The following is a 12,145-nucleotide window of genomic DNA, read 5'->3' as shown; positions in this document are numbered from 1 at the left end:
ACACAGTTTTACGATTAATATTCGAATTTACGACATAAAATATGAGTTGTTCTAAAGTTTTTATGCAAAACTATTGCAAAATAGTTAAAAAACGAATATTATATATAACTGTTGTGAAAATTATTCGTAAAAAGAAAGGATGTTTATATGTTTAACCTTTCAAAACATAAAACTTCTATTAAAACTGAAATTATGGCAGGTATTATTACCTTTTTAACAATGGCATATATCATTGTCGTAAACCCTGTCATCCTTGGGGATGCAGGTGTTCCGTTTGAACAAGCATTTACAGCTACAATTATCGCTGCTGTTGTCGGAACATTATTTATGGCGATCTTTACTAATTTACCAATCGCAATTGCACCAGGTATGGGATTAAATGCTTACTTCTCTTATTCTGTTGTAAAAGCCCATGAAGGCATGACTTTCGCAATTGCATTCTCTGCTGTATTCGTAGCAGGTATGATTTTAATTTTGTTATCATTCACATCTTTCCGTACGAAATTAATGGAAGTAATTCCTGAGAACTTAAAACATGCACTTACTGCTGGTATCGGTCTTTTTATTGCTTTTATCGGTTTGCGCTTAACGGGAATTGTTACAAAAAATGATGCAAACTTAGTTGGGCTTGGCGATCTTCACTCTGCTCCAGTTCTACTAGCATTAGCTGGCCTTGGAATTACAATTATCCTTATGTCTTTAAATATAAACGGGGCACTATTTATCGGAATGTTATTAACTGGTATTATCGCTTACTTCACAGGTCAATTAACATTCTCAAGCGGCGTTACATCAATGCCTGGATTACCAGAAGGAATTATCGTTTCAAATCCAATTACTGCTGTATCTGATGTAATTAACTACGGATTATACGGCGTTGTGTTCTCATTCTTCCTTGTTACACTATTCGATACAACAGGTACACTACTTGGCGTTGCACAACAAGGTGGATTTATGAAAGATGGAAAGCTTCCAAAAGCAGGACGAGCTCTTCTATCTGACTCATTCTCAGCAACAATTGGAGCTATGTTCGGAACAACACCATCAACAGCTTACATTGAATCATCTGCTGGTGTTGCAGCTGGTGGTCGTACTGGTTTAACAACTGTTACAGTAGCTGTTCTATTTGCATTAGCAGCATTCTTCGGACCGTTAGTGAGCGCTGTTTCTGGCGTTTCAGCTATTACAGCACCATCACTAATTATCGTTGGTAGTCTTATGATGGGCTCAGTTCGCCACATCGATTGGGATACATTCGATGAAGCATTCCCAGCATTTTTAGTAATCTTAAGCATGCCACTTACATCAAGTATCTCAACAGGTATTGCACTTGGATTTATTTCATACCCACTTATGAAAGTGGCAAAAGGACAATTCCGTGCTGTTCACCCACTTGTGTATTTATTCGGGATCTTGTTCGCTTATCAATTAGTTTTCTTACCACATTAAAATCCCTCGTTGTGAGGGATTTTTTATTTACAAAAAAACATTTGACAACAGCATACACTTATGGAATAATTCGAAATAGTTAAATATTCGATGTCTTATCAAGAGCAGGTGGAGGGATGAGCCCTACGAAGCCCGGCAACCGACCCATTTATGGGCACGGTGCTAATTCTTACAACACATTGTGTTGAAAGATAAGAGTAATATGATAAGACGTCTTTTCTATATGAAAAGACGTTTTTATTTTCACTCCCTCCTCTCTTTTCTTAATTTAGGAGGGATTTTTTTATGAAAAAATTATGTTCCACCGTACTCATTATTCTCTTACTCGCATTAACAGCTTGCACAAATGAACAAGATGCTATCTCTTCACAAAAGCAACAAACGGTGAAGAAAGAAGCTACTACAGCAGCAAATCATTTACAAGCAGAAATTCCAAGCCAAGTAAAAAACCCATTAAAAATCGCATTAATTATGCAAATGTCCATCGGAACTTTTTCCTCTCAATATATTGAGGGTGTCAAAAAACAAGTCGAGCTATTCGGCGGCAGTGTGCAAGTCTACAATTCTGATAATGATTTAGCAAAAATGGCAGCAAATCTAGATACTGCTATTAATTCAAAAGTTGATGGTATTTTAATTGATCACGGTCGCTCTGAAGCACTAAAACCCGGAGTAGAAAAAGCATTACAAGCGAATATTCCTGTAGTTGCATTTGATAACGACCTACGCTTACCAGGCGTAACGATTATTGATCAAGATGACTATAGTCTTGCATGGAAATCATTAAAAACGTTAGCGGAAGATCTGAATGGACAAGGGAATATCGCCGTCGTATGGGTTGGCGGATTTGCTCCAATGGAACGTCGCAATGTTATCATTGATGCTTTTTATAAACGTTATCCAAATATAAAAGAAGTTGCACGCTTTGGTACCGCTAGTAATAACACACCACTTGATACGCAAACACAAGTAGAGGCTTTACTAAAAAAATATCCGAAAAAAGGTTATTTACAAGCTATTTTCGCTTCGTGGGATGAGTTTGCTAAGGGGGCCGTCAAAGCACTCGAACAAGCTGGTCGTACAGATATAAAAGTATACAGCATTGACTTAAGTAATGAAGACTTACAACTCATGCAAAAAGAAAATTCACCTTGGACTGCTACGGCTGCAACCGATCCAGCTGAAGTCGGTAAAGTTCAAGTGCGTTTCTTATACAAGAAAATCGCTGGTGAACAAACGCCAGATATTTATTCACTAGAACCTTATTTAGTAAAGAAAAATAGTTTGCCACAAGAAAATATAACGATGGATCAATTATCAAAACATATAAACGGTTGGGGAGACTCGAAAGATGCATATTCACCTTGGATGAAAAAATTAGAGAAGGAGAAAAAATGATGACATTCTCTCTTCAAAACATTACACATTCTTATCACATCTCTACCCCTGTACTAGAAAATGTTTCTATTAACATACAAAAAGGAAAAGTTCACGCTTTACTAGGAATGAATGGTGCAGGAAAAAGTACTTTACTAAAAATAGCAACTGGTGAAATTCAACCAGTTGCTGGGAATATAAAAATTGATAATCAGTCTATTTCCTTTACTTCACCACGCGATGCAAAAAAGCATGGTATTTCTTTCGTAACACAAGAAGTGGATCACGGACTTATTCCTGGATTATCTGTATTAGAAAATGTACTAATCGATCATTTAGCAATGCAAAATAAAGTACTATTTTCAAAGTCAAAATTAGTCTCACTCGCTAAACAACATTTGCAAACTGTACAGGCTGATTTAAATGTTTCGGAAGATGTTTCAAACTGCTCATTACATGAAAAACAATTACTTCTTATCGCAAGAGCTTTATCCAACAATACAAATTATCTTTTATTAGATGAGCCTACTTCTTCTCTTGGACCGAAAGAAGTTGAAACCTTCGGGCAACTATTAAAAGATTTAACATTGAAAGGAATTGGCATCATCTTAATTTCTCATCGTTTATCAGAGATTCGAAATTTTGCGGATGATGTAACCGTATTACATAACGGTAAAGTTGCAATTTCTGAAGCGATTACAAAGGTTACAGATCAACAAATTGTGGAAGCGATGACTGGAAAACAACTTACACTTCCTATTAATACAGCGCCAAAACGAGGGAACGAAGAATTATTTAAAGTACAAGAACTTCCATTACACAAAGACCATTCTCCTCTTTCTCTCACCGTACGGAAAGGTGAAACTGTTGTGATATACGGATTAATTGGCAGTGGCAAAACAACACTTGCTGAAACGTTATTTGGTACTCGTCATACTTATCACGCAGAAATAGATGGTCAAACAATAACAATTAAAACACCGCGAGATGCGATTAAAGCAAAGATCGCACTTGTACCAGAGGAAAGAAGAAAACAAGGCGTATTTCTTTCGGAAGATATTATAAGCCACACTAATTTACACCAATCAGGTTGGAGACGAAAGCAAACCGAAGTAAATAATGCTACTACAGCAATTTCTTCTTTCAGCATTTTACCCAATGACCCAAAAGCATTTATTCATTCACTTAGCGGTGGAAACCAGCAAAAAGTCTCCATTGCAAAGTGGCATGGATTCAAACCGAATCTATTTCTTTTGGACGAGCCAACTAAAGGTGTAGACATAGCTGCAAAACAAGACATTTTTCAATTCATTCGTAACATTACTGAAAACGGAAGTTCCGTAATTTACTTCACAGGAGAACAAGATGAAGCACTACATATCGCTGATCGCATTCTTATACTCGCAAACGGAGAATTTGTAGGTGAATACTTACCAGACGAACTATCTCCTGAACAGCTTTTACATTTATCTGAAGGGAGTTATTCCATTGAATCTCGTTCATAAAACAAAAACTAAGAAACTATATTTACCTACCCATCTTTTTTATCAATTTAGCACGATTGCTATCATTATAGGTGTTACAATTTTTTTCTCTATCGCCAACGATTCTTTTTTAACCTACAACAATATTAGTGATATTTTACGTTCTATTTCTATTGTAACGTTACTCGCAATTGGCGTTACCTTTACATTAATTGTAGATGGATTTGATTTATCAGTCGGCTCTACCGCTAGTTTAGCCACAATTACCGCGGCTTCTTGTCTCGTTTTATATCGACAAGAACTAATAGTCACACTCCTTATTCCTATTCTTTGTGGACTATTAGTTGGATTATTAAATGCACTACTCGTTATCCGAATTAAACTACCAGATTTACTAGCTACATTAAGTATCATGTATATCGTGAATGGACTACACTTAACATTTTCAAAAGGATCTTCTATTTATGAAGGAATGTCTGGTGCCAAAGGACATTTTATTCCATCCTTTTTATTTATCGGTCAAGGTTCTGTGTTAGGAATTCCAGTCCCTGTCATTATCATGCTTATCGTCGTTTTAATTGCATATGTATTTTTAGAAAAAACAACGTACGGTCGTTTCTTTTATATGACAGGTGGGAATCGAGAAGCTGCTAGACTAGCTGGTATTCCTACTGATCGTTACCGTGTATATGCTTATATGATTAGCGGTTTACTTGCCTCTATTGGCGGTATTATTTTATGTAGCCGCGTTGGAACAGGACAAGTTTCAGCTGGCGCCCCATTATTAATGGATGCAGTTGCAGCTGCCTATATCGGTTATGCAATGTTCGGTGCTAAGAAACCAAATGTCATCGGAACATTTCTTGGTTCCGTATTAATTGGAATCATATTAAACGGCCTTACAATGATGAACGTTCCTTATTATGCGCAAGATATCATTAAAGGCAGTATTTTAATTGCAGCTTTAGCCTTTTCATTTATTAAAAAGAAGCGTAAATAAAAAGTAGCGCGTCGAATTCCGATGCTCTACTTTTCTTTTGCAACAATCACACGAACTACTTTCAATGCAAGAAGCAAGAGGAAATTTGCTATTACCGTACTCCCTAGAAAGGCTGCAGAGAACTCCTTCTCCGCAGCCTAATTATTATTTTTGCAAAAACGCCTGTAAATCTGCAAATTGTCTCTTTGCATCTTCATAGCCTTGCTCATATAAACTTTGTAATTTAGCCGTATCCTTTTCCATACGATCTACTTGAAGCGGCACTTCTGGGCGAATAACAAATAAATTACCAGCTTGCTCTTCTTTTTCAATGTAGTGAAGTGTTTCATTATACACTTCATAACGATTCAGCATCGTATTTACAAGGTTTGGATACTTCTTATAAGCCTTTGCTGCAATCCAACCAAATTTTGATTTTTTCTTCGCGTAACCATGATTTCTCGTCAAAATAACGACTGATTTTTTAAATCCATCTTCCTGTGCTTTACGAACTGGAATCGGATCTGAAATCCCGCCATCTAACAATTGCTTACCTCGGTAGTTTACTACCGGTGCAATGAAAGGTAATGAACTAGATGCTTGCAATAAATTTAGTGCATCATCATTCGTTCCCTCTTTTTCAAAATAAACAGACTGTCCTGTTTCACAATCAGTTGTTCCTACAAGGAAACGCTCTGGACTATTAAAGTATGTTTCAAAATCAAACGGTACATGCTTTTCTGGAATTTCATGAAAAATGAATTCCATATCAAATAGCTGACGTTTTTTCCACAAGTTTTTATACGATAAATACTGCGGATGTGATGCATAATCAATATTTACTGTTTTGTTTCTATTTCTTTGTCTGGAAAGATACGACGCTGCATGACAAGCACCAGCTGATACACCAATTACATATGGAAAATATAAATCTTGTTCCATAAAATATTCTAATATCCCGCCCGTATATACACCACGCATACCTCCGCCTTCTAATACTAACCCCGTATTTTCAAGCATGTTATTCTCTCCTCTTTATATATATTGACTCTTTAATTATTCACTATGTTAAGTATCTTTTTCTATTATATATGAGTTCTTTCAGAAATTATATTGAAAAGGCTTGAAATGGAGGGGTTTTTTCTTCCAATTATATTTCCAAATGACCAGAGACATCCTTTATAAACCTTTGAATAAAATCTTGCTCTTCTTTCGTATATCCATCTAAAAGTAACAGCCACTTTTCTTCAGCTTGTTTATGCAATTTTTCATGAGCTTTATATATTTCATTTCCTCTTTCCGTTAAGCGGAAGAAAATTTCTTTTTGATTATCTAACATTTGCATTTTCTCAACGAATTGCTTTTGAAACAACTTTGTACAAATTTTAGAGATTGCGCCTTTCGTCATTCCCATTTCTGTTGCAATAGCAGTTACATTCATCAGACCATTTTTTCCGATACACTCGATAACATGTAACTCAGATAAAGACATACCACTTACACCTGTCTCACGAAGAAACTTCTCATTATTTTCTTTCAAATGCTCTTCTTTTTTATGAAAAAGTGTACGAATATCCGAAAGTATTTCCATTTGTTTCGCTGTACGTTCCAATCCATTCGCCTCCTAAGTTTCCAAAGAAACAATTTAACTATATACCATTTTAAAATCATTTTTTCATCTTTACAAGTGAGAAAATCATGTTAAAATTAATTTAGTTTCCAAAGAAACCAAATGACAAGGAGGTTAACATTATGGAAAAAACCAAACTGAATTTCATTTTATATGTTGTCTGTATGAGTGCCTTACTCGGTTCCTTCGCTCAAAATATTTATACACCTATCTTGCCGATGATTCAAAATTCGTTTCATACTTCTCTTTATCTTGTAAATTTAACCGTTTCACTTTTCACATTCGTTCTTGCGGTTATGCAGCTCATATACGGACCTTTAATTGATACAAAGGGAAGAAAATCTGTCCTTATCCCTAGTTTAATCATTAGTACAATCGGCTCAATTGGTTGTGCTTTCTCACCAAACATTTACTTATTTCTATTTTTTAGAGCTGTTCAAGCTATAGGAATAGCGGCTATACCTGTAGTTGCAGCAACGATTATCGGTGATTTATTTGAAGGAAAAGAACGCGGAGAAGCGATGAGCCTTTATCAAATGTTACTTGCTCTCGCACCTGCAATCGGTCCTCTCATAGGTGGCTATCTCGGCAGTATAAATGGCCACTTATCTGTATTTCTTTTTTTATCTACAATTGGCATCATCTTATTAATTATAAACATTTCACTACTTCCAGAAACAAAACCAAATGTAATTGAGAAACCTAAAGCAAAAAAGAATTACTGGCTTATCTTAAAAAATAAAACTGGATTTTCCATTACACTTATTGGCTTTATTCAATTTTGTATATATTTCTGTTTCCTCGTTTTTTTACCTAGCATATTAACAAATATATTTCATCTAAGCGCAAGCGAAATTGGTCTTATGTTTGTACCGATGTCCCTTTCTCTTATGTTAGGAAGCTATTGCTACAAATTTTTGCAAAAACATTTCACAACAAGGCTGGCTTTATTCATCACTAGTTTCTTCAACATTATATGTGTCACTTTATTCTCTTTCACATATAGCATCAATATCCCATCCGTAATTATCGTTACCTCTTTATACGGTTTTAGTATGGGACTTTCTATGCCGACTCACACTACTTTATTAACGGAAGAATTCGTACAAGAACGCGCAACTGCCATCGGTATGTACAACTTCATTCGCTATCTTGGTATGGGTACAGGGCCTATTGTAGGTGGGTTTCTTTTATTTAATCAAAATTACTTTTGGATTTTCTTCCTAGGGGCAATTATATTTCTACTTATAGTTTTACACGCAATGAAAATGCTACATTCCCATGCTGCACAAAGAGCTTAAGAGACCTATAGATGGTCTCTTAAGCTCTTTGATCAGCAACGATATGAATATCAATATACTTCGTTTGTCTCATAATTTCATTTACAATAGAACCTTTTCGTATTTCTTCCCACCGTGTTCTCGCCGATTGCCCAAGTAAAACTTGTGTCACCTGTAGTCTTTTTGCAACTTCAATAATAACATCAGCGGGCTTTCTTCCCTTTGCTTCTTCTAATACAAAGCTCGCATCAAATTGATTCGTTAGCGATTTCCATTCTTCAATCGTCTGCTTTTTGCCTGCTGAAATAGAATCTATATTTTCTCTTTCAACGTTTAACACATACAATTCAGCATTTAGCCGATCAGCCATGCGCCAACCTCTCCGTATTAATTTCTCTGCTGTTGAACTGTATTGTACACAAACGAGAATTTTTTCTTTCACACCTATCGGTTCTATTACTGTTTGGCTAATTTTCTCATCCATATCATCTGCAACTTCTCGAAGTGATAACTCTCTTAATGCCCCTAAATTATTTATCGTAAAGAAGTTTTGTAAGCTTTGTTGAATTTTTTCTTCCTTATATATCTTTCCATCTATTAATCTCTTTCGGAGTACCTCAGGTGTTGCATCAACAAGCTGAATTTCATTTGCTTTTTGTAAAATAAAGTCTGGAATACGCTCTCGTACTTTGACATTCGTAATTTGAGCTACAATATCATGAACGCTTTCTAAATGTTGAATATTAAACGCTGATAATACAGATATACCGGCATCTAACAATTCCTGCACATCCATGTAACGTTTCTTATTTTTCGACCCGGGAATATTACTATGCGCAAGTTCATCCACAACAACAATTTGTGGTGCCCGCTTTATAATTCCTTCTACATCAAGTTCATAAAATACTTTCCCTTTATAATCTATTTCTTTTAAAGGAACTTTTTCTAAATCAGCAATTGCTTCTTCCGTCTCTTTTCTACCGTGTGTTTCAATTAAACCAACTACAATATCAATACCGTCTTTTTTCATCTCTCTTGCATCAAATAGCATTTTATAACTTTTCCCAACTCCAGGTGCAGCCCCTACGTATAGCTTTAACTTTCCGCGATTTTGCTGACGAATGTATTCTAAATACTCTTCTGGTGTTCGCCTTTGAAACGTCGGTTTATAGTCATCCGCATACAAAACACTCACAACCTTTCTTTCGAAACAACACTACCTCAATCCGTTAGATTGAGGTAGCACTGTTACTATTTCATTAATTTCTGTAATTCTAAATTTAACTTTAAGACGTTCACGCGATCTTCTCCAAACAAGCCGAGTGCAGCACCTTCCGTTTGATCCTTAATCAGTTGATTCAGCTTTTCTTTCGGAATATTCGTTAATTTCGAGATGCGATCTACCTGCACAGAAGCCGCTTTTGGACTAATGTCAGGATCAAGCCCTGAACCCGAATTCGTCACTAAATCTATCGGTACTTCTGTAACTGGAACGGCCCGGTTTTGTTTCTTCCAGTCTTCAATACTTTTCTCAACTCGTTTTGCTAAATCTGGATCAGACGGCGCATAGTTATTTGAGCCAGATGCTTCTGCTTTATATTCTATACTAGAAACACGTCCATGAAAATAACGTGGATCTGTGAAATTTTGACCGATTAATTTTGAACCAACTACTTCATCCTTATCATTATATATAAGACTTCCATCCGCATTATCCTTCATTACCGCTTGCACAATACCAGTTACAATAAGCGGGTATACAAGGCCGCACAAGACTAAGAACGTAAAAGTAATACGAATAATTGGTGAAAGTATACTTTGTTTTTCCGCCATCTTTTTTCCCCTCTTCCTTATATGAACAAGCCGACAATCATATCAATTACTTTAATTCCAATGAATGGAACGATCACTCCGCCAAGCCCGTAAATGAGTAAGTTTCTGCTAAGCAATGCATTAGAACTCATTGGTTTATATGCGATACCTTTCATCGCTAGCGGAATAAGTAACGGAATAATAACCGCATTAAATATTAATGCTGATAAGATTGCTGAAAGCGGTGATGTTAATTTCATAATGTTTAATGCTTCCATTTGCGGAATCGCAAGTGTAAACATTGCTGGAATGATTGCAAAATATTTTGCAATATCATTCGCAATACTAAACGTCGTTAACGCACCTCGTGTCATTAACAATTGCTTACCGATTCCTACAACCTCAATAATTTTAGTTGGATTCGAATCTAAATCGATCATATTTGCTGCTTCTTTCGCAGCTGTCGTACCACTATTCATCGCTAACCCAACGTCAGCTTGCGCTAATGCCGGGGCATCATTTGTACCATCACCTGTCATCGCTACAAGTTTACCTTTATCTTGCTCTGCTTTAATAACTGCAATTTTATCTTCTGGTTTACACTCAGCAACGAATTCATCTACCCCTGCTTCTTTTGCAATTGTTGCTGCTGTTAATGGGTTATCCCCTGTACACATAACCGTTTTAATTCCCATTTGGCGCAATTGTTCAAAACGCTCACGCATACCAGGTTTTACTGTATCCTTTAAATAAATTAAACCGTAAATACGATCATCCACTGCAACTACAAGTGGTGTTCCACCCTCTTTTGAAATTAAATCTGCTTTTTGATTCACATCTTTCGGAATCGTTCCGCCTTTTGATTGAACCCATTCAATAACGGCACCAACAGCACCTTTTCTTACTTTCGTTCCATCCTGTAAATCAACACCACTCATTCTCGTTTCTGCTTTAAACGGGACAAATTCACCTTGTTCTGCAAGTTCTCTATTATATGATATAGATTTCGTTTGTACATATTCTATAACTGATCGACCTTCTGGTGTTTCGTCTAAAACTGAGCTAATCGCAGCCCATTTTCCTACTTGCTCAATCGTTTCATTTCCTACAGGGAGTAGTGTATGTGCCATCCGGTTCCCGAAAGTGATCGTACCTGTTTTATCTAAAATAATTGTATTAATATCACCCGCAGCTTCTACTGCTTTCCCTGACATTGCTAATACATTGAACTTTGTTACGCGGTCCATCCCAGCAATACCGATTGCCGATAATAACCCACCAATTGTCGTTGGAATTAGACAAACTAACAATGCAACAAGTACAGCTGTATCAATTTGAAACCCTAAATAATTTGTAAAAATCGGCAACGTCACAACAACGATTAAGAAAATAAGAGTTAAGCTCGTTAATACTGTATTTAAAGCAATCTCATTCGGCGTTTTTTGACGAGCAGCTCCTTCTACTAAAGAAATCATTTTATCAATAAATGATTCACCAGGATTACTCGTAATCACAATCGTAATCTCGTCACTTACGACCATCGTTCCGCCTGTTACTGAACAAAAATCGCCACCTGCTTCTTTTATAACAGGAGCTGATTCCCCTGTAATTGCTGATTCATCTACAGACGCTAATCCTTTAATTACTTCACCATCATTCGGAATCATTTCCCCTTGTTTTACAATAACAACGTCACCTTTTCTCAGCTCAGTTGCTGAAACTTGAACAATGTCTCCATTTTCTTTTACAACATTTGCAAACACATCTTTCTTCGATTGTTTTAAAGAATCAGCTTGCGCTTTACCACGCCCTTCAGCTAAAGCTTCTGCAAAGTTAGCAAATAAAACTGTAAATAATAGAATGAGAGAAACTGTTATATTAAACCACCCTGGTACACTACTAGAACTACTTGGAAGAAAGGATAAAATTAACGTAATGATAAATCCAATTTCCACAACGAACATAATCGGATTCTTTATCATTACTTTCGGATTCAATTTCGCAAAGGATTGTTTCATCGCATGTGTCACGATATCACGATCCATCGTTTTCGCTTGTCTAACCTCATCTTCTACAGCATGTATTTGTGACTGATCTACTTGTTTTTCTTTTACTACTACCGGTCTCATCATTT

Annotated in this window: 10 protein-coding genes and 1 riboswitch; of the genes, 5 read left to right on the top strand and 5 right to left on the bottom strand. The window is 36.2% G+C overall.

Going from position 1 to position 12,145, the window contains the following annotated elements; translation table 11 throughout:
* The first annotated feature begins 147 nt into the window (after nucleotides 1-147).
* The 4 genes from ABH960_RS14590 (at nucleotide 148) to ABH960_RS14575 (ending at nucleotide 5,310) form a co-directional block, all read left to right on the top strand.
* Nucleotides 148-1,449 carry an NCS2 family permease gene (locus tag ABH960_RS14590; protein ID WP_002029878.1) on the top strand — a complete coding sequence of 434 codons (1,302 nt, stop codon included), beginning with the start codon at nucleotides 148-150 and terminating at the stop codon, nucleotides 1,447-1,449.
* A gap of 92 nt (nucleotides 1,450-1,541) precedes the next feature.
* Nucleotides 1,542-1,647, top strand: a riboswitch (SAM riboswitch).
* An 87-nt stretch (nucleotides 1,648-1,734) separates the two neighbouring features.
* Nucleotides 1,735-2,847, top strand: a complete 1,113-nt coding sequence (locus ABH960_RS14585; protein WP_404446040.1) for a sugar ABC transporter substrate-binding protein — start codon at nucleotides 1,735-1,737, stop codon at nucleotides 2,845-2,847.
* Nucleotides 2,844-4,331, top strand: a complete 1,488-nt coding sequence (locus ABH960_RS14580) for a sugar ABC transporter ATP-binding protein (protein WP_404446037.1) — start codon at nucleotides 2,844-2,846, stop codon at nucleotides 4,329-4,331. Before ABH960_RS14585 ends, ABH960_RS14580 begins: the two co-directional genes overlap by 4 nt.
* A complete protein-coding gene (locus ABH960_RS14575; RefSeq protein WP_113936759.1) occupies nucleotides 4,315-5,310 on the top strand; it encodes an ABC transporter permease in 996 nt (331 codons plus the stop codon). The genes ABH960_RS14580 and ABH960_RS14575 overlap by 17 nt, the downstream gene beginning before the upstream one ends.
* 144 nt (nucleotides 5,311-5,454) lie before the next feature.
* Here the strand turns inward: ABH960_RS14575 and ABH960_RS14570 are convergent, their stop codons facing one another.
* Both ABH960_RS14570 and ABH960_RS14565 read right to left on the bottom strand, forming a co-directional pair.
* Nucleotides 5,455-6,309 (bottom strand): patatin-like phospholipase family protein, encoded by an 855-nt coding sequence (locus tag ABH960_RS14570; protein WP_404446034.1) that lies wholly within the window; start codon nucleotides 6,307-6,309, stop codon nucleotides 5,455-5,457.
* Between the two features lie 130 nt (nucleotides 6,310-6,439).
* Entirely contained in the window at nucleotides 6,440-6,901 is a 462-nt protein-coding gene (locus tag ABH960_RS14565) for a MarR family transcriptional regulator (protein WP_002125351.1), read from the bottom strand.
* 140 nt (nucleotides 6,902-7,041) lie between these two features.
* Here ABH960_RS14565 and ABH960_RS14560 point away from each other — a divergent pair, with 140 nt between their 5' ends.
* Entirely contained in the window at nucleotides 7,042-8,220 is a 1,179-nt protein-coding gene (locus ABH960_RS14560; protein ID WP_404446031.1) for an MFS transporter, read from the top strand.
* A gap of 19 nt (nucleotides 8,221-8,239) precedes the next feature.
* Here the strand turns inward: ABH960_RS14560 and kdpDN are convergent, their stop codons facing one another.
* From kdpDN to kdpB, 3 genes are read right to left on the bottom strand one after another with little or no spacing between them, the layout of a single operon-like run.
* Nucleotides 8,240-9,394, bottom strand: a complete 1,155-nt coding sequence (gene kdpDN, locus ABH960_RS14555) for a KdpD-like non-kinase potassium sensor (protein ID WP_100248418.1) — start codon at nucleotides 9,392-9,394, stop codon at nucleotides 8,240-8,242.
* 56 nt (nucleotides 9,395-9,450) lie between these two features.
* Nucleotides 9,451-10,032 (bottom strand): K(+)-transporting ATPase subunit C, encoded by a 582-nt coding sequence (gene kdpC, locus ABH960_RS14550; RefSeq protein WP_404446028.1) that lies wholly within the window; start codon nucleotides 10,030-10,032, stop codon nucleotides 9,451-9,453.
* 17 nt (nucleotides 10,033-10,049) lie between these two features.
* The gene (kdpB, locus tag ABH960_RS14545; RefSeq protein ID WP_219300003.1) at nucleotides 10,050-12,140 is read right to left on the bottom strand and encodes a potassium-transporting ATPase subunit KdpB; all 2,091 of its coding nucleotides are present in this window, start codon (nucleotides 12,138-12,140) and stop codon (nucleotides 10,050-10,052) included.
* Nucleotides 12,141-12,145 lie beyond the last annotated feature (5 nt).

Origin of the sequence: Bacillus sp. RC252 (assembly GCF_044909215.1) — a bacterium.
Lineage (GTDB): Bacteria > Bacillota > Bacilli > Bacillales > Bacillaceae_G > Bacillus_A > Bacillus_A mycoides.
Note: the sequence above shows the minus strand (reverse complement) of the source record. Positions and strands in the feature narration are given on the sequence as shown.

Excerpts from the sequence above, each read along its gene's own strand:
- ABH960_RS14590 (WP_002029878.1), top strand. The coding sequence starts at position 148 with ATGTTTAACCTTTCAAAACATAAAACTTCTATTAAAACTGAAATTATG.
- ABH960_RS14585 (WP_404446040.1), top strand. The coding sequence starts at position 1,735 with ATGAAAAAATTATGTTCCACCGTACTCATTATTCTCTTACTCGCATTA.
- ABH960_RS14580 (WP_404446037.1), top strand. The coding sequence starts at position 2,844 with ATGATGACATTCTCTCTTCAAAACATTACACATTCTTATCACATCTCT.
- ABH960_RS14570 (WP_404446034.1), bottom strand. The coding sequence starts at position 6,309 with ATGCTTGAAAATACGGGGTTAGTATTAGAAGGCGGAGGTATGCGTGGT.
- ABH960_RS14560 (WP_404446031.1), top strand. The coding sequence starts at position 7,042 with ATGGAAAAAACCAAACTGAATTTCATTTTATATGTTGTCTGTATGAGT.
- kdpC (WP_404446028.1), bottom strand. The coding sequence starts at position 10,032 with ATGGCGGAAAAACAAAGTATACTTTCACCAATTATTCGTATTACTTTT.
- kdpB (WP_219300003.1), bottom strand. The coding sequence starts at position 12,140 with ATGAGACCGGTAGTAGTAAAAGAAAAACAAGTAGATCAGTCACAAATA.